19 protein-coding genes are annotated in these 19370 nt (G+C 36.8%); 18 read left to right on the top strand and 1 reads right to left on the bottom strand.

Features of this window, described 5'->3' with window-relative positions:
* Nucleotides 1-2: 2 nt before the first annotated feature.
* From ABD682_RS07555 to ABD682_RS07475, 17 genes are all read left to right on the top strand, one after another.
* Nucleotides 3-944 (top strand): aldo/keto reductase, encoded by a 942-nt coding sequence (locus ABD682_RS07555; protein ID WP_344740507.1) that lies wholly within the window; start codon nt 3-5, stop codon nt 942-944.
* Nucleotides 945-1069: 125 nt separating this feature from the next.
* Nucleotides 1070-1813 (top strand): glycosyltransferase, encoded by a 744-nt coding sequence (locus tag ABD682_RS07550; RefSeq protein WP_344740506.1) that lies wholly within the window; start codon nt 1070-1072, stop codon nt 1811-1813.
* Nucleotides 1800-3209: an ArnT family glycosyltransferase gene (locus ABD682_RS07545; RefSeq protein WP_344740505.1), complete on the top strand. Its 1410-nt coding sequence runs from the start codon at nt 1800-1802 to the stop codon at nt 3207-3209. The genes ABD682_RS07550 and ABD682_RS07545 overlap by 14 nt, the downstream gene beginning before the upstream one ends.
* Nucleotides 3210-3254: 45 nt before the next feature.
* On the top strand, nt 3255-4037 hold the full coding sequence (locus ABD682_RS07540; RefSeq protein ID WP_344740504.1) for a LytR/AlgR family response regulator transcription factor: 783 nt from the start codon (nt 3255-3257) through the stop codon (nt 4035-4037).
* Nucleotides 4038-4209: 172 nt separating this feature from the next.
* The gene (locus ABD682_RS07535; protein WP_344740503.1) at nt 4210-4842 is read left to right on the top strand and encodes a hypothetical protein; all 633 of its coding nucleotides are present in this window, start codon (nt 4210-4212) and stop codon (nt 4840-4842) included.
* Between the two features lie 105 nt (nt 4843-4947).
* Nucleotides 4948-5592: a DUF2306 domain-containing protein gene (locus ABD682_RS07530; protein WP_344740501.1), complete on the top strand. Its 645-nt coding sequence runs from the start codon at nt 4948-4950 to the stop codon at nt 5590-5592.
* Nucleotides 5593-5873: 281 nt separating this feature from the next.
* Nucleotides 5874-8255 (top strand): zinc-dependent metalloprotease, encoded by a 2382-nt coding sequence (locus tag ABD682_RS07525; protein ID WP_344740814.1) that lies wholly within the window; start codon nt 5874-5876, stop codon nt 8253-8255.
* Nucleotides 8256-8496: 241 nt separating this feature from the next.
* Nucleotides 8497-8931: a cupin domain-containing protein gene (locus tag ABD682_RS07520; protein ID WP_344740500.1), complete on the top strand. Its 435-nt coding sequence runs from the start codon at nt 8497-8499 to the stop codon at nt 8929-8931.
* A gap of 138 nt (nt 8932-9069) precedes the next feature.
* A complete protein-coding gene (locus tag ABD682_RS07515) occupies nt 9070-9564 on the top strand; it encodes a VOC family protein (protein ID WP_344740499.1) in 495 nt (164 codons plus the stop codon).
* 134 nt (nt 9565-9698) lie between these two features.
* Nucleotides 9699-10214 (top strand): hypothetical protein, encoded by a 516-nt coding sequence (locus ABD682_RS07510; RefSeq protein WP_344740498.1) that lies wholly within the window; start codon nt 9699-9701, stop codon nt 10212-10214.
* A 229-nt stretch (nt 10215-10443) separates the two neighbouring features.
* The gene (locus ABD682_RS07505) at nt 10444-10905 is read left to right on the top strand and encodes a hypothetical protein (protein ID WP_344740497.1); all 462 of its coding nucleotides are present in this window, start codon (nt 10444-10446) and stop codon (nt 10903-10905) included.
* 122 nt (nt 10906-11027) lie between these two features.
* The gene (locus tag ABD682_RS07500) at nt 11028-12722 is read left to right on the top strand and encodes an arylsulfatase (protein ID WP_344740495.1); all 1695 of its coding nucleotides are present in this window, start codon (nt 11028-11030) and stop codon (nt 12720-12722) included.
* Between the two features lie 145 nt (nt 12723-12867).
* The gene (locus tag ABD682_RS07495) at nt 12868-13326 is read left to right on the top strand and encodes a hypothetical protein (RefSeq protein ID WP_344740494.1); all 459 of its coding nucleotides are present in this window, start codon (nt 12868-12870) and stop codon (nt 13324-13326) included.
* 103 nt (nt 13327-13429) lie between these two features.
* Nucleotides 13430-13789 carry a hypothetical protein gene (locus tag ABD682_RS07490; protein WP_344740493.1) on the top strand — a complete coding sequence of 120 codons (360 nt, stop codon included), beginning with the start codon at nt 13430-13432 and terminating at the stop codon, nt 13787-13789.
* Between the two features lie 219 nt (nt 13790-14008).
* Nucleotides 14009-15376, top strand: a complete 1368-nt coding sequence (locus ABD682_RS07485; protein WP_344740492.1) for an alpha-amylase family glycosyl hydrolase — start codon at nt 14009-14011, stop codon at nt 15374-15376.
* Between the two features lie 23 nt (nt 15377-15399).
* Nucleotides 15400-16167, top strand: a complete 768-nt coding sequence (locus tag ABD682_RS07480) for a hypothetical protein (RefSeq protein ID WP_344740491.1) — start codon at nt 15400-15402, stop codon at nt 16165-16167.
* A 137-nt stretch (nt 16168-16304) separates the two neighbouring features.
* A complete protein-coding gene (locus ABD682_RS07475) occupies nt 16305-16832 on the top strand; it encodes a RidA family protein (RefSeq protein WP_344740490.1) in 528 nt (175 codons plus the stop codon).
* Here ABD682_RS07475 and ABD682_RS07470 read toward each other — a convergent pair whose 3' ends face one another.
* Nucleotides 16833-18059, bottom strand: coding sequence for an aminotransferase class V-fold PLP-dependent enzyme (locus ABD682_RS07470; RefSeq protein WP_344740488.1), 1227 nt, complete (start codon nt 18057-18059; stop codon nt 16833-16835).
* 116 nt (nt 18060-18175) lie between these two features.
* Here ABD682_RS07470 and ABD682_RS07465 point away from each other — a divergent pair, with 116 nt between their 5' ends.
* Nucleotides 18176-19357 (top strand): TlpA family protein disulfide reductase, encoded by a 1182-nt coding sequence (locus ABD682_RS07465; RefSeq protein ID WP_344740487.1) that lies wholly within the window; start codon nt 18176-18178, stop codon nt 19355-19357.
* Nucleotides 19358-19370: the final 13 nt, after the last annotated feature.

The raw sequence follows: 19370 nt of genomic DNA, 5'->3' as shown, positions 1-19370 counted from the left end.
TAATGAAATACAACACTTACATTCCTCAAACTACTAAAATCTCAGAGATTGGCTTAGGAGCCTGGCAGTTAGGCGCTGATTCAGGTTGGAAAAGCCTAACTGAAAAAGAGGCCATAAACATGGTACATCTGGCTTTAGATCTGGGTATTAATTTTTTTGATACTGCTCCTAATTATGGATTCGGAACTAGTGAAGAACGCCTGGGAAAAGCATTGAAAGATTACGACAGGAGTAAATTTGTAATCAACACCAAATTTGGACATGGTGTTAAAGGTGAAACTAATTTTAATGCCACTGAAATTCGAAATTCTTTGGAAGGAAGTTTAAAGCGTCTGCAGCTAGATCATGTGGATTCTCTCATTATTCACAATCCGCCAATGGAATTACTTGATGGTCAACAGAACGATCACTATAACATTCTTGAAAAATTAAAAGACGAAGGAAAAATAAAGGCCTACGGTGCTTCTTTGGATACTTATGACGAAATGAAATTATTTATGGAAACGACACAGGCCAGTGTTATTGAAGCCTTTTTTAACATCTTGCATCAAGATGTAGCACGAGCCTTCGCGCTAGCCAAAGAGAAAGAGGTGGCTATTATTGCTAAAATTCCTTTAGATTCCGGTTGGCTTTCAGGTAAATACAATGAAAACTCAAAGTTTAATGATGTGCGCGATCGTTGGTCACGAAAAGATATTAAAACAAGAGCCCATCTGGTAGATCAAGTTATAGAGATCATTGGAAACGAGCGTTCCCTGCCTGAAACCGCTATTTCGTATTGCTTGGCCTACGATGCTGTTCGCACGGTGATACCCGGAAATACAAATGCTTCACAACTCATTTCAAATGTGAAAGCAGCTGAAAATAGAATGCCTACAGACCTGGTAAAATCATTAGAAGAATTTTTTATTGCCCAGGTGGCACCCCTCAATCTCCCATGGTAAATATGAAAAAATTTCAGGAAATTTTGTAAAATCCCTGAACCTACCAATGCTTTTGTTAATTTAGCAGCCTATTCAAGAGACCATCAAATTAAAAATAAATAATATTGCAGCTGCACTTCATCTAAATGACTGATTCTTTACTCATTATAATTCCTTGTTTTAACGAATACAATAAATTGGATGTTGATGCTTATTTGAACTTTTTAAGTGAAAATAAAACCTGTAACCTCCTGTTTTCTAATGACGGCTCAACAGATGCTACCCTAACTCTTTTAGAAAAGATACAGGAGCCGTTTCCTGAACGTGTTACCATTTTTTCCTCAGAGGTCAATCAAGGTAAGGCTGAGGCTGTTCGAGCTGCAGTTCATTTCAGTTTCGAAACGAAAATAACCTTTGAAAAGATCGCTTATTTAGACGCTGATCTTTCTGTTTCCCTAGAAGAGTGTATGGCAATTGCCGGATATGTTAAAGATCCGATCCTATTAGCATTTGGATCGCGAATTAAAAAGATCGATACCAATATTGAACGCAAAAAGTACCGCCATTACATTGGAAGGATCATTGCCACTGCGATTTCCTATATTATAAAAATTCCGATCTACGATACGCAATGTGGTTGTAAAGTATTTGAGGCAAATTTGGCTAAATCTATTTTTGAAGAAAAATTTATTTCGAAATGGCTATTTGATGTGGAATTGTTTTGCCGAATTATTGAAACGTATTCAAGAGAAAAAACCATAAAAATATCAAGAGAGATCCCGCTTCAGCGTTGGAAAGACACGAACGAATCTAAGGTAAAACTCACCTATTTCTTTAAGATTTGGATAGATTTACTGAAAATAAATAAACGCTATAATGAAAAGAATTGATGAAAAACTAATTTTCGTTGTTAGTATCGTCGTACTCCTGATTATTAGGCTGTTTCTAAACGCCTACATTCCGCTTATGGATAAAACCGAAGCGCGATATGGCGAGATTGCTCGTATTATGGCTGAAACCGGAAATTGGATTACCCCACAAATTGATTACGGTGTACCGTTTTGGGCAAAACCACCACTTTCCACATGGCTTTCTGCGCTTTCCATTAAACTTTTAGGAGTTAGTGAATTTGCCTTACGTTTACCCGCTTTTTTATTAAGCGTTGGATTAGTTGCCGTATTAAAAGGATTTGTAAAAAATAAATTCCATTTTTTACTGGTTGCCTTCATTATACTCACAATACCTGAATTTTTATTACACGCCGGGGTGGTTTCAACCGATACTGCACTGGCATTTTGTGTAACCATGATTTTCCTCAGTTTTTGGAAATTTATTCAGGAAGGTCAAAAGGCATATTGGAAATACCTCATTTTTGTGTTCGTTGGTATTGGAATATTAGCAAAGGGGCCAATTGTTATCATTTTAACCGCGCCTCCTATTTTTATTTGGGCTCTATATTATCGCAAATTAATTGAGGTTTTAAAAAAAATGCCCTGGGTTTTAGGCATTATTATTGTTCTCATAATTGCCGGTCCGTGGTTCTTATTAGCTGAAGAAAAAACACCAGGATTTCTTGAATATTTCTTCGTGGGAGAGCATTACAAACGTTTCTTTGATTCCAGTTGGAAAGGCGATAAATACGGCTTTCCAAAACAACAACCAATAGGTATTGTTTGGGCCTTTTTACTAGCGTTTGCATTCCCCTGGATTGAAATATTGATCGCTAAACTTTGGAAACGCAAAAGGCAACTATTCCCAGATAAATGGGTGATATTTTTGTTATTATGGTTGTTGTGGACCCCCTTCTTTTTTACCTTTTCAAAAAGTTTGATCCACACTTATATTTTACCTGTTATGGTACCCATAGCACTTTTAATTGTGCATTATTGGGATAGTTATTCTAATAAAAAAATATTGATTATCCTCGGACTTATTTTTCCCGTTTTGATTATTGGTGCAACCGGCTACGCTTTGATCGGATCAAATATTGAAACCATCAGCAAAACAGATAAATACATTTTGCAACAACGCGATAAATCAATAGCCGATCTGTATTTCTTAGACGGCAAAACCTATTCAAGTCAGTTTTATTCCGCAGGAAAAATAAAAGAAATTTCAGAGGAAAAAGCCTTAGATCAAATGGCGCTTAAACAGCCTTTTGAGATAATTATGGAGAAAAAATACTTGAAAGACCGAGACAAAAATCTACTTGATAATTTGAGACCTGTAGCTGAGAATAGAGATAATATTCTTTATCGCTTCAACCCCAATGAATCTCAAAACTAATTGTTTCCCTATTTTTTTTATTTTAGTTAGCAACAAATCAAGATTTTGAAAATATCTTTTAAGTTAATTGAAAAGCGTTTACCGTATTTATTCGGACTCGTTTCGGGCTTTTGTGTATTTTATTTTTTGTACGTATTCAGGGCCTATGGAATCCAGAAAGGCTATTCCTATTCCGGACATTCCCTCCTTTTCAGAAGTTTGAGCTTTGGACTTTTGACCTTCGGTTACATAACCATTTTGGAGCGTTGGTTAAAACCAAAATGGCACATTAATAACTTACCTCGTAAATTTTTTTGGAATGTATTCTTGATCCTTCTTGGGGCTCAATTGATATTTATTCTGTTCAATTATTTTTGGAATTGGCAGGAATGGAATCTGGTTGCTTACGGACTCATTTTAAATGAATTTCCCCTAATGATGGCCCTTTCTTTAATTCTCTATTCTGCTATTGCTTCACTTATAAAACAAAGTATACCTTCCCATAATTTAATGACTTTTTCATCAGAAAACGGCAAAGATGTTTTAAAAATTAAACCCGATGATTTTTTATTTGCCGAAGCGATGGAAAATTACGTTGCTATTTTTTTTGATTCTAAAGGAAAGACCAAGCGACATCTTATCAGAAAACCGCTCAAAATACTGGCTAAAGAATTAGAGAACTACTCCGGTATATTAAGAATCCACAGAAGCTATTTGGTGAATACTTATCAGATCCATTCGGTAAAGCAAACAAAAGGCAAAGTTTTAATAAATATTGGTGACAAAGAACTTAGTGTTTCAAAAAAGCATCAAAAGAATTTTTTAACGGGCACTGTCATTCATCCCTAATCCATATTTTTAATCCCAAACAAGAACCATTCTTGCCAGGATATATTCATAAAAACCATTTTTGCCAAAATTAAAAACGACTGAAATTAGTATGCATCAAAATTCTAAATTCTACGCAATAAAAAATCGATTCAGGTTACTTGTGCTTATTTTCATATTCCTCTTGGTCTCTATGTTTACTTTCGGACAAGAAGAGCGTCTTTGCGGATTCTGGGAAATTACCTCTGTTTCCATGGGAACGGAAAGTATGACCCCAATTGCCAGATGGATCAAATTAAAAGAAGACCATAGTTACACCTCCGGTAATGGTTGGCTACAAAATGCTGCTGGAAGTTGGAAATTGGATAAGGAAACTCATATTTTAACTTCAATAGATTCATTGGGTATCTCGGAAGATTTCGCGGGTTTCAAAGTGTCTTTCGAAGGAAAGAACATGCTCTGGGAACGAGAAGAGAATGGCATGACGGTTCAGGTTACCCTTAAACCAATTACCAAAAAACCCATGGCTCCTGCAGATTATTTGGTAGGACTTTGGAAATTGCATGAAGCAGATGCGGAAGATTACACCAGAATATTTATGCGCTGGGATCGCATTTATAATGAATATGTAAATAATGAAAAAAAATCCTCAGGATACTGGCACATCAATGCTCATAGACCTGAGGTTACATTCTTACCTCATCAGGAAGATAAAATGCCCGAATCCTGGCGTGTAAATGCAAACAAAACCGAACTCATTTTAACGGGTATTAGCGATTCTAATAGAGGAAAGCAATTACATTTCAGCAGACTCCATGCATTTTAAGTCTGGCTGACGTCATCCGGTTAGAATTTCCAATGAGTACAAAATTTTGGTAGGTTAAGTTTACAAGTTTATCACTATATTTAAACAACTTAAAACCAACCACCTATGAAATCAACAAACCTGGGCCAAAATAAAGATGTCTCCAAGTCCTACACGTATATCTACAATGCTCTGGTCGTTTTTACTTTACTTCTTATAATCTATTACGTTGTAACCAGAGCGTTTCCAAAATTGATACCTACGGAAGCAAATTACGGGGAATACTACTTTCCACGTGCTATATGGTTATTTCCTCATGTCGTGTTGGGAATTGTGGCGACGCTTATCGGACCATTTCAATTTGTTACTAAATTCAGGAATAAATATCTTAAACTCCATAGAAGAATGGGACGTTTTTATGTTGTTTCAGTTACGCTTGCCGGCTTTGCAGGAATGTATCTCGCAGCAACGTCTGATATTAGTTTACCTTATACTGTTGGATTATTTTTACTTGGAGTCGTTTGGGCTACTACAGCCATCATGGCTTTTATTTCAATAAAAAATAAAAAAATAGAACTACACAAAGAGTGGATGATCCGTAGTTATGTGGTTACTTTTTCTTTTGTGACCTTTCGTGTTGTTGAAGATATTTTAATGAGTTTTCAAGTCGGAACATACTTTGAAGTTCTCACATTAATGAGTTGGGCTTGCTGGGCTGTTCCACTATTTATTGCAGAAGTTTTTATTCAAGGTCGTAAGATCAAAAGTTAAGTTTAATTAGAATTATAAGTTCGATTTTTTTTTTGAACTTAACTATTTCTTTGAAGCTCCTATTTGTTAAAAATTCTTAAAATAATTATAAAGTACACATACAAAATATAGGAAATCCGTATTTTCAGGGCGACTAACTCTAAAAAATAATTGTTTTGAAAAAGATTTCCCTAAGATCTTTGATCTTGGCTTCTCTTTTTTTGGCCCTGTCGTGTGCGACAACCAAAAAAACGGATAGCTCAAAAGCGGCTAATGCCTCAAAGGCAACGCCAACAGCCGGAATGAAAAAACCCGGAAAAGACGGTATTAAACCTTACAATCAGGTAATCACCAAAAATGCGAAGACCGATTCCGGTCTCTTCACTATTCACAAAATTGATGACGACTATTTCTATGAAATACCCGATTCTCTTTTCGATCGCGAAATGCTCATGGTAACCCGAATTGCCAAAACGGCCAATGGTATTGGTTTTGGTGGTGGAAAGCAGGATGAAAAAGTATTACGCTGGCAAAAAAAGGACAAAATGGTATTACTCCGTGTAGTGTCGTACAACGTGGTAGCTTCAGATTCTTTACCGATTCACGAAGCCGTAGTGAATTCTAATTTTGAACCGGTGCTTTTCACTTTCCCGATAAAAGCTATTGGAAAAGATTCAACAAGCACTGTTATAGATGCTACACCTTTATTTACAAAGGATGTTAAACCTTTTGGATTCCCTGTAAGACAAAGAAAAAACTACAAAGTAACACGCTTAGACAACGACCTATCTTACATTGAAAGCATAAAAAGCTATCCTCTTAATATTGAATCCCGCCATGTAAAAACCTATGCGGCAGGAGACCCTCCATCGAATTCTGATACCGGAAATATTTCCTTAATGATGAGTAATTCGATGATCTTATTGCCAAAGACTCCTATGAAACGCCGTATGTTCGATCAACGTGTTGGCTGGTTTACAACCTCTCAAACCGATTATGGATTAGAGGCTCAGGAAAGTAAAACCATTCGATTTTTAGATCGTTGGCGCCTGGAAGTTAAGGACGAGGATATAGAAAAATTTAAGCGTGGTGAATTGGTTGAGCCTAAGAAACCAATAGTATATTACATTGACAGAGCAACGCCTAAGAAATGGCGTAAATACATTAAAGAAGGTATTGAGGACTGGCAAGTGGCTTTTGAGGCTGCCGGTTTTAAAAATGCAATAATTGCTAAAGATCCACCAAGTAAAGATGAAGATCCTGATTGGTCGCCTGAAGATATTCGATATTCTGTTGTTCGCTACCTGGCCTCTCCTATTCCAAATGCTAATGGGCCTCATGTAAGTGACCCCAGAAGTGGAGAAATCCTGGAAAGTGATATTAACTGGTATCACAACGTTATGTCACTTCTTCGGAATTGGTTCTTCGTGCAAACAGCGGCCATCAATCCGGAAGCCCAGCATGTTGCGTTTAAAGATGAAATAATGGGTAGATTGATACGCTTCGTTTCGTCACATGAGGTAGGCCATACTCTGGGATTACCGCATAATATGGGAAGTTCTGTTGCTTATCCCGTGGATAGTTTACGAAGTGCCTCCTTTACCAAAAAATTTGGTACGGCGCCTTCTATCATGGATTATGCACGATTTAATTACGTGGCGCAACCAGGCGATAAAGATGTGGCTCTTATGCCGAATATTGGTATTTATGATAAATATGCCATTGCCTGGGGTTATCGCCCAATCTTAGAGGCAAAGACCGCTGATGATGAAAAGGAAACACTGGATCAGTGGATCTTAAAACATGATGGCGATCCATTATATCGTTTTGGAAAACAGCAAAGCGGTGGTGTTATCGACCCGAGTTCTCAAACTGAAGATTTAGGTGATGATGCCATGAAAGCCAGCATGTATGGTATTGCAAACCTGAAGCGCATTGTACCAAACTTAATTTCCTGGACAGCCGAAGATGGTAAGAATTATGATGACCTAAAAACCATGTATGAGCAAGTACTTGGACAATTTAATCGCTACATGGGTCATGTAACGGCCAATATTGGTGGTGTTTACGAAAATTATAAAACCTATGATCAGGATGGCGCCGTTTATACGCATGTTGATAAAGCAAAACAGAAAGAAGCCATGGCGTTTTTGCAAAAGCAATTATTTGAAACTCCGAATTGGCTTATTGATGAAAACATATTCAACAAAATAGAGAGTGCCGGAAATGTAGAGCGTATTAGAGGATACCAGGTGAGAACCTTAAACAATTTACTCGATTTTGGAAGAATGGCCCGTATGAGTGAAAATGAAACCATCAACGGAAAAAATGCTTACAGCATGTTAAATATGATGGAAGACCTTCGCAAAGGTATTTGGAGTGAATTGAATTCCAGGAGAACAATTGATTTGTACCGCAGAAATTTACAACGAGCCTACCTCGATAGAATGGCTTATTTAATGACTGAAAAACAAAGAGAACTTCCGGCACGGTTCAGAAGATTCGTATCAAGAACCAACGTTGATGTTAATCAGTCGGATATCAGAGCGATCACCAGAGCCGAATTAAATACCCTGCAGCGCTCTATCAGATCAGGTATAACCAGAACTGCCGATACGATGACGCGGATTCATTTGCAAGATGCACTGGAGCGCATTGATGCGATATTAAACCCGGAATCTTAAAAAAAAGATCTCACACAAAAAAGCCTCTTTAAAGAGGCTTTTTTTATGCCATTTCGAGTGTTTTTAAGAGGGGAACTACAAGTTAATTCTCATATAATATTATGACTTTCAGGTTTTTAACTTAAATTAAAATTCAGGTTTTTCTGGTTTGATCTGTTTTTAATCGTTATCTTATAGGATATAAAACCAAGTAATTATGATATTTTCAACCAACCAACTAACGAGTAAAATCATAATATTTATGATTTTACTTGCACTTTCACCTTTGGGATTTGCCCAAAGCGATGATAATTCTACAACAGAAGACTCATTTACCACTTCTTATGACAATCCTGATTTAGAATGGTCAGCCGCACCGGATTTTTTTCCGAATTGTTCTTTTACCGTACTCCATGGTAGCCTTACGGAACCACGACTAGATTTCTTTTTTAAGATGGAACCTAATACTGTTGCCGTTAGACACACTCATAATTCCGCCGAACGTATGATTCTTATTTCAGGTGAATTAGAAGTTCAATACGATAATGAAGAACCGGTGGTATTAAAAGCCGGTCATTATGCTTACGGACCAGCCAAAAAACCGCACAAAGCAAAATGTTTGGAGAAAGAACCTTGTGTGCTTTTTGTTGCAATGAATGAACCTTTTAGCGCAGAACCATTAACCAAAATGGATTAATGACGCTTTTCAAATTCAATCTAAAACTAAATCAATAAAAAAATAATTCACAATCGAGATTTAGTTAATCGAAGTAACACACTGTTGTCTGCGCTAGATGATGGTGTTTTTTTTAAATTCAATAATAACAACACAACCATGAAAAAATCAATAATATTAGGCGTGGTGATTTCCCTTTTTTTGTGTTTTGAAACTTCCACAGCTCAAAATGAAGGAACAAATACCGGTAAAGAATCCCATACCAATAACTATAATTTAACTCTACAGCATACCACCGTGGTGGTTAGTAATTTTGAGGAAAGCAGAAAGTTTTACATTGATATCCTCGGTTTAAAACAAATAAAAGTAGATTGGTTACCGCAGAATCAAATGTTTGTAGCGCTTGGAAATAATTTGGAATTACATGTAGGCGAAGTTCCCGGGGTAACAATCAATCCCAGTAATTTTAACCATTTCGCTATATCCTCCAATGATCTGGATGGTTACCTCGAACACCTCAACAATAACGGTATTTTTCATTTTAATTTAGGAGGAGACGACAAAGGTTTTATTCAAACCAGACCGGATGGCGTACGGCAGACTTTTATTCAGGATCCCGACGGATATTGGATAGAGATCAATGATAAAAACTAGGGTAGCCAGCGATTTTTATTTAATATTCAACTGATGGATATCATTTAGTTCTATCTCATTAATAGATACTTTCAGAAGTATAACTCATACTTTAAAAATCAATACTTTTTAGAGCATGATTAAATCTGTTAGTGATGAAAAAAATAATATACCTCCTTCCCCTTATCCTGATCTCATTTACCTGTAGTAATAACGACTCTGTTGACATTCCTGAATCGGAAACATTTTTGGAACGTTATGACAGTACCGTGTGGGTTTCCAATACTGATGACAAAAATAACTATATCAGATTCCTAAACGATCTAGATCATCCCATTGAATACTGGTTAGATGGAGGTGCCTGCTTTTATTACATGCGTGAAGATTTCACAATGCAAGGTTCCATAATTGAAAATCTAAACAATAGGCTCGCATTTCAATATTTTGAAAACGATGGTGACACCACTTATCTGGATAAAGTAACAATTACAATTTCAGGATCCATCATGATAGCCTCTTATGAATTTTATGAAAATGAAACACTCTATGAATCCGGTTCTATTTACTTTACGAAGTCTAACAAAAGTGTGGATGATTTTGAATGCGTGGTAACCTCTCTTTTAACTCCGGGACTAAAGGATTTTATTGCTTTTGAGGACAAGTCACATTAAATTCAAGAATAACAGCACAACACGGTGGTGGTTGGTAATTTTGAAGAAACCAGAAAGTTTTACTTTGATACCCTCAATTTAAAACAAATAAATGTCGATGGGTTACCGGGTTTTTTTTAACACACGACTGATCGATATCATTTGGTGGTATATTATTAATAGATACATTCAGACATATAATCCATGCTTTAAAAGCAAATACTTTAAAGCATGATTAATCCTGTTACTGATGAAAAAATTAATTTACCTCCTCCCCATATTTCTAATCTTATTTACCTGTAACAACAAGGACAACGTTAACGATACGAACCCTGAAACTTTTCTGGAACAATTTGAAAATACGGTTTGGCTTTCGAACGTTGATGAAGTTAACACCTATATTCGTTTCATAAATGATCTAAATCATCCCATTGAATTTTGGGTTGATGAAGGTGATTGCTTTTATTATGATCAGGAAGATTTTTCTGAAGGCGGATCTGTATCTGAAAATCTTAATAATATTTTGGAATTCACCTATTCTGAAACCTATGGAGACATTGAGTATGTTGAAATAGTTACGGTTACCGTCTCAGGAAACACCATGGTTGTTAAATATGTTGACTATGAAAATGGTGAAATTATTGAATCCGGTTCTGTTTACTTCTCGAAGTCGACAGAAAACGTTGATGATTTTACCCTCTGCACCTTTTAAGAATGTCTGTGTATTTCAAAAAATAATTAGTTCTAATTTAATAAAAAACACTACCTTTTATTTCCATTTAAAACCCTGATAAGCAATTATCAGGGTTACTAACAATTCTAACCAACCAAAATATGACTTACAGTAGAATGCCTAAGTCCGTATCGCACGATTCTCTTATTTTTAAATTTCATTTTAATTGGCTTGTTATTTTTTTGATATTTATTTTAATTGAATCCTGTGCGAAAAACACATCGGAACAGATTAAGCCAGAAACACCTAATATTCTCTTGATTTTAGCAGATGATCTGGGTTACGCTGATCTGGGTTGCTTTGGGGGCATGGTAGAAACACCTCATATCGACAGCCTGGCTGCTCGAGGTATCAGATTTAGCAGGTTTCACACCTCTCCATTATGCGCTCCAACCCGCTCCATGTTACTTTCCGGAAACGACAATCATATTGCCGGTATGGGGTTAATGGGTTACCGAAGTGATATTGAAGGTTATGAAGGTTGCCTCACGAATCGAATAGCCACTATTCCTGAGGTTTTAAAAATGGCCGGGTATCACACCTATATGGCCGGAAAATGGCATTTGGGCACGGACTCGCTTTCCAACCCTTCCAAAAAAGGTTTTGAACACTCATTTGTAAACCTTTTGGGAGCCGGCAACCATTATGATGATAAAGGTTTGTTCTCCGATTTTCCTGTAACACCATATACCGAAGATGGTAAACCGGCGCCATGGAAAAACGGGAATTATTCTACCGACTTTTTCACGGATAAAATCATCGAGTATATCGATTTAAATAAGGCTAATAACAAACCATTTTTTGCTTTTGCTGCATATACCTCGCCGCACTGGCCTTTACAGGTAGACGAGAAATATTGGAAAAAATATAAAGGTAAATTCGACGCTGGATATGACGCTTTAAAAAAAGCAAATCTAGAAACCTTGAAGCAAGCCGGTATGATTCCGGAAAATGCTGTTTTGCCTCCAAACAGTAAGCGCGTTAAACCATGGAATACCTTATCCGAAGAACAAAAGAAAATAGAACGTCGGAAAATGGAGCTGTATGCCGGTATGGTGGATAATCTCGATTTTAATATCGGTCGTTTGATCGATCATTTAAGAACCATTGGAAAGTTAGAAAACACCTTAATCGTTGTTATGTCTGACAATGGCGCTGCCGCAGAAGATTTTTATTACAGCGATTATTTTGGCCCTTTTTTGAAACAACAGCAATTCAATGATGAATATGAGGATATGGGAAAACCAAATTCCTTTATTTCCTATGGCCCACAATGGGCCGAGGCCGGTTCCTCTCCATTTAAATTCTATAAGGGTTTGGTAACCGAGGGAGGAATTAATACGCCTATTATTATGGCCGGACCCGGGGTTCAACTTAAAAATAAAATTGAAGATGCCTTTGTTACCGTTATGGATCTCGCTCCTACATTTTACGATTTGGCAAAAACCAGTTATCCCGACAGTCTAAGGGGTAAAGCCATTTTTCCATTAAAAGGAAATTCTTTGGTACCGCTGATTTCAGGAAAATCTAAGGAAGTTCATAATGAGGATTATGTTTTTGGCCTTGAGCACGATAATATTGCGATGATCCGGAAGGGGTCCTGGAAAATCACAAACTTAAGCAGACCCTTTGTTCAGGATAGCTTTAAACTTTATAATCTACAGAATGATCTGGCTGAAATTCATGATCTAAAACAAATCAATCCGGAAAAATATCAGGAACTCATTGCGGAATGGTTAAATTTTAAAGAAGTAAATAAAGTGCGCATTCCCTTTGAAACAGATGAGCAATTTTGAAAGCATTATCTTCTAAAAACAGCAAACAAATATCTCTTAATAGCGGTCGTAAGTCATTGATTATTTTAAATAATTGAAATACATTGTTATACATTTATAATTTCTGGCCGTAATAAGCCACGATAGTTATGTAATTCATAGGGTTATGAAAACAATAATGTATTTATTATTACTGTGTCTTTTGAATTATAATTGTAAAAATAACAAGGATAATAACCCGGTAGACACTTCTTTTTTAAGCTCAAATGAAAGCTTAGTTTGGGCTAATGAGTTTGAAAATGCGGTTATCTATTATAGGTTTATAAATGATGTAAACCACCCGATAGAGTACTGGGTAAAAGACAAAGATTGTTATCAACATTTCTTGGATTCTTTGGAAAAAAATAATGCTATTACAATAAATTCCAAAGATACTTTAGAGGTAACCATCCATGACAAAGCAGGAGATATTGATTATGTTGAAAAGATAACACTTACCGGGATGGGCGATTATATCGAAGCCTTATTTCGATATTATGAAAACGGTAAGATGTATGACCATGGAAATTTTAGATTTTCAAAATCAGATTTAGAAGTCGATGGTCTCAAATTGTGCGAAAATTAAAAGTATTGGACAAAATTCATTTAACTAAAAAAGGGAAACCAAAATTTCATTTTGGTTTCCCTTTTTAACGCGCTTCTTAATACGAACTCTATATGAACGTCATATGAAAGCCAATTTTAAATGGGAACGAATAGTATTCAAAATTGGAGTAATGGCCTTGATCATAGGTGCTTTGGATCCCCTTGAAGGCTCCATTATAATTATGATAGGAAGTGCCCTGATTGCATTATCATTACATCTACGAAAGGACGATTATCGTAAATTTTTTCTTTTTGCTTTTTTAACGATTACCTTCGGAGTGTTCTTTTTATTTTACCTTTCTTCTTTAGGCGGCTTCGGTGGTACCTCAACCCTTTCCTGGTGGTGGGCTTTATTGATCGTTCCCTACCCAATGGGATGGATTACAAGTATTATTTTGTTAATTATTAGAACTATTAGAAACGCTAAAAATAAAAACACCTGAACAGGATTTTCCTAACATTCTGTTTTTGAATGTTATGTTGATATCACAAGAGCCACCAGAAACTGCTGTAATTTTACCAAGTATAATGAAATAAAAATTTCAGGAGCTGAATTTGATTTTGATCCTCCAACCGGAATTTATACCATTTATCTTCTCTAATCTTATATTTTAAAATTTACCTTATCTTTAACTTTTACCACAAAAACTAAAAAAGATAAGATGAGATCTATTTTAATTTACCTATTTGGGTTTCTGATTCTATCAGGTTGTCAAAATAATTCAAAAAAAGTAGCACAACCTGCTATAAAAGAGGCTACAGAAAAAATCTTTCCTGATAAATTGGTCGACGCTACGATATATGAGGTGAATATTCGGCAATACACGCCTGAGGGTACCTTCAAAGCTTTTGAAGAACATTTACCCAGACTTCAAAAATTAGGGGTAAAAGTACTATGGCTGATGCCTATAAATCCAATTAGTGAAAAAAACAGAAAAGGCGAATTAGGTAGTTATTATGCGCCATCTGATTACACTGCGGTAAATCCTGAATTTGGAACCTTAGATGATTTCAAACATCTGTTGAAAAAAGCCCATGAGATGGGTTTTTACCTGATTATTGACTGGGTTCCAAATCATACGGGAAGAGATCACAAATGGATCAAAGAGCATCCTGAATACTACATTCATGATAAAAACGGCGACATCACTTACGAAGCCATGAGCCCAACAGATATATGGTGGGACACGGCCTTATTGAACCATAAAAATCCGGCAACACGAAAAGCCATGATAAACGCTATGCGATTTTGGGTAGATCTTGGAATTGATGGTTTTAGACTCGACCATGGTTGTGGAGATAAAATACCTTTATACCTATGGGAAGAAGCTCGCGCTGCTTTAGACCCCATTAGAGATTTATTCTGGCTTGCCGAATGTGGTCACGAAACTTTTATTTTAGATGGTAGTTACGCCGATGAATATGAATCCGAAATGCGCCAGGTTGCAAGTGGTGAAGAACCCGCTGATGTTTTATCAAATTGGATCGATGAAGACATGTTCAAATACGGTCGTACCCATTTTCGAATGACCTACACCTCTAACCATGATTTAAACTCTTGGAATGGCACGGTATTCGAACGTTTTGGTTCTAAAAACAAGGCCTTTGCAGCATTGGTTTTCACAGCATACGGTTTCCCGCTTATTCTTGGCGGACAGGAAGTAGGTATGGATAAACGACTCGAGTTTTTCCAAAAAGACACAATTAACTGGACCGATCCTAAAGGCATGGAACCATTCTACCAATCCCTTGTGAAATTAAGAAAAGACAATCCTGCACTTTGGGCGGGCGATGCCGGAGGCTTTCCTATAAGCATTGAAAACAATGAAAATGTAATTGGCTTCATACGGGAAGTAGAAGGAAATAAAGTCATTGGACTTTTCAATTTTTCAGACGAGAATCAAACCATCGAAATTACCAAAAGGGACGCTTATGGAACCTACTCCGATTATTTCACAGGTGAATCTTACACCCTGAATGACGAAGGATTTGAATTGAAACCCGAACAGTATTTAGTGTTTAAGGAATAAGAATTTTATGTCAATTCCACCGAATGAATAAAAAGAAATCTATTTCAGCCTCACCTCCTAAAGGAAAAAGTTTTAAAAAGTACCTTCTCGAAGGGCTAATGATATTTATTGCCATTGTACTCGGTTTTATTTCAGAAAACATTCGCTCTGATTTGGCTGAAAAAAAAATGACACGAGAGTTTGCGCTGTCTATGATTAGTGATCTACAATCAGATACCACAAATTTAAAGTATACCATGAGCTATTTCCGCCAGGCAAATAAAAATATTGATTCATTGAATACCCTGCTTTTAAAAAACAATTTTAATAACATTCCTAGTGGTAAATTGTATTTTTATGGGCTTTGGGGTGGTGCAAATGAGCACTATGTATCAAACGATGCCACTTTTCAACAAATGCGGAATTCGGGATTGCTCCGGGATGTCAAAAATAAATCACTCCTCAAAAAAATACTCAATTACGATCGATTAAATCGGGAGTACCAACAAGAAATGGCACTGGATAATTTGTTTCAAATTGAAGTTCGGAAATTGCGCGGACAAATTTTTGATTATAAATATAACAGGGTTTCGAATACTATATTACAACACAGCAAGCGGAGCAATAATCAACAGGAAATTGATGCATTCCTGCAGTCTGACCCACCTTTACTAACTTACGACCCTGTGGTATTCAACCAATATATGGAAATGGTACGTTCACGAAAATTCGAGATTACTGTAATTGATCTTGAAAGATTACTAAAAAATGCCGAGGAGCTTATTTCAGCATTAAAAAAAGAATATGAATAAATGATTCCAGAAAATCAAATCCATATGAAAATATTTAAATAAGTTCTAAGAATAATTTCACTATATTACGATTCCTAAGAATTTCATTAATAGTTAAGTAAATCACAAAATTTCCATTTAATTAACACTTACATTTAATGAAAAAACCAACCAACCAACGCCTTTCTCAAATCCTTGTTATTGCATTATTTCTTTTATCGTTCAGCTTACAAAGCTGCAAGGAAAAAGAACAAACCCAGGAAACCACCGAGATGCAGGAAACCGTTATGCCTGCTGAAACACCGGAATATTTTTTGTTACGTCCGGATGTGGAAAAAGCTTATGGCTACTCGCATGCCGTTAAGATCGGGAACGACATTAAAGTGTCCGGTGCTGTAAGTATGGATGATGAAGGAAACCCAACAGCTATAGGCGATTTGGAACAGCAAATGAAAAATTGTTACGCCGATCTCGAAAAGGTCTTAACTCATTTTGGCTGTACTTTTGATGATGTTGTTGTTGAAAATGTTTTCACCACCAATATGCCATTATTCCTTGAAAAGTCTGTTTACCGAAATGAAATTTACAAAAATCATTTTCCTACAGGTTCCTGGTTGGGCGTTAAAGAATTAGCACTTCCGGAATTTATGATAGAGATTGAATTGGAGGTTCACAAAGCGGATTAATTATAAAGCGGCTTTTAATCCTCCTATTAATTGATTGATATCAGCCATACTGGTATAATGTAAAAAAGATATTCTCAGCACTCCGGGTTGAGTGGCTACTTCCATATCGTTCAGTGGGCGCACCGCATAAAAATGCCCTTTTCCTAGCATTAATTTATGTTCGGTCAAGGCGCCATAAAAGTCATCCAACGATTTATTTTTTGGAATGATGGAAATAATCGGTGAGCGTCCTTTAGCCTGATCCGGACCAATAATTTTAAGGTCATCCCGAGACCTTAGGAATGCCATTAAATGTTCCAGAAGCTCCTGCTCATGGGCATGGAAAAGTGCATTTACTTTTCTATTGCGTTCGGCAGGTTCTGCGTCCTCATCAAAATGATGCTCATAAACAGCATCCAAATAATCGATAACTCCACTAGCGGCTGCGATCTGAGCGTGATCCGGGCCTGCAGGCGTCAACATACTTCGGGTTATCCCTGCTTTAAAGAAGTGCGATTGGTTTTCCATCTTACCAATCAAATCCTTGTCCACATACATTAAACCTAAATGCGGACCGAAGGTTTTATATAATGAAAATAGATAAATATCCACACCAAGTTCCTTTATATCCGGAAAACCATGAGGCGCAAAACCTACGCCGTCAACTACAGAAAGTGCTCCGAACTCATGGGCAAGTTCCGTAATTTCCTTTACCGGATTATTATGACCAATGACATTCGAACAATGAGGAAATGCCACCATTTTGGTGCCTTTAGAGATCAAGGATCTTAGAACATCAACCTCTAAAATTCCCGTATCATGATTCACGTGCCATTCAGTCACTTTTATACCGCGATCAGCTAATCGGCGCCAGGCTCCTGCGTTGGCTTCGTGGTCCTGACAAGAAACAATAATTTCATCGCCCTCTTTCCACATGGGACGCATGGCATTAGCCAGAACATAAATATTCTGCGTTGTTGAGGGACCAAAATGAATTTCAGAGGCATCTACATTTAGATAATCTGCAAATCGTTTATAAGAATCTTCCATAAGCTTTCCCGCTTTCATCGATGCCGGATACGGATAATTCACCTGCACCTTATTCTTCATATAAAAATCTGTGAGCCGTTTTATGGTTTGCTTGCAAGGATACGAACCGCCGGCATTTTCAAAAAAGGCCCAACCCTCAAGAGAAGGTTCAGTAAATGCGGGAAATTGAGAGCGAACAAAGGGAATATCTAAGGTCATAGTGTTTTCGTGTTTGTGAGTTTTACAGCAAGATACCAATTCATTTAGTGAATTCAAAAGTGGTTTTTTATTCTTAATTAATGAAAATTGCAATACCTTGCAGTAACTAAAATAACATGAATTATTTCCAAAAACGGTATCGTATTGTTAGTCAGCTTCTTCTGCTGATTTTAATAGGTTGTCAATCTCCAGATTCTATTTCAGGCCGTATTGAAAATGCCCCAAAAGATTCCAAAATATATCTCATAAAACCTGGAAATTTAAGATCGGTTGCTGCGCCTTATTTCGGAACTGTAGTTGATTCAGCAAGCATTTTCTCAAATGGCGATTTTAATTTTTCAGATATGCCGGAGATCAAAACCTCTGAACTCTTTGAGCTCGCTGTTCAACCTCAGGGAAAAGCTCCAAATTATTTAAAAACAGAAAATCCGCTGGAAGCTAATTTTATGCCGATTGTTTTGGAACCTGGAAGCCATGTAAGCATTTACTCTGATTGGTTTCAATTTCAAAAGCGTTATTCAATAAAAATGCCTTCTAAAAATAATAAGGCGCTGCTAAAACTTCGAGACATTAATGTTCAAGCTTTCAAAACCTATTTAAACAATAAAAACTGGCATGTAGAGGATGGTTCTGAACTTTTGGCTAAAGAAAAAGCCCTTTTGAACTATCAAAAGGCCTTGATGAATTTCGCTAATGAAACTAAAGAACTTTTACCCGCTCTCGTTGCCTTAAGATGGGTGAGTCCTGAAAACGATTATGAACGTGTCCCCGAATTTTTAGTGGAGCAGTGTAAATCCAGGAAAAAAAATTATCCGGAACATCCCTGGGTAAAGGAATTATGCGAAATGGCCAGTCCTGAAAATTTACCGGTTTTAGTAGGTAGTACCTTTCCTAACCTTAAACTGCCATTAATATCAGGGGATACTCTGGATATTAAAACCATGATGGGTAAAAAACTGACTATTGTCGACCTCTGGGCTTCCTGGTGTGCGCCCTGCCGAAAAGAGAATCGGGAAATTCTGGTTCCGCTCTGGGACAAGTATCATGATCAGGGACTAAACATTATCGCCTACGGTTTGGAAAGTGATCTTTCATACTGGAAAACAGCAGCCGAGCGCGATGGTGCCGATCGTTGGTTTCAAGCTTCAGATCTTCAAGGTGATGATGCTGATTTCTTAAAAAAGATTCGGGTACAAACCATTCCAGCTAATTTTATTTTGGATGCTGAAGGCATGGTTATCGCAAAAAATTTGCATGGCAAAGCACTTGAACACTTAGTGAATACTTATTTTGAATAGTATTTACTATATT

The sequence above is a fragment of the Gaetbulibacter aestuarii genome (genome assembly GCF_039537665.1).
In the GTDB taxonomy this organism is placed as follows: domain Bacteria; phylum Bacteroidota; class Bacteroidia; order Flavobacteriales; family Flavobacteriaceae; genus Gaetbulibacter_A; species Gaetbulibacter_A aestuarii.
The sequence above is the reverse complement of the archived record's forward strand: the minus strand, read 5'-3'. Positions and strand labels throughout refer to the sequence as shown.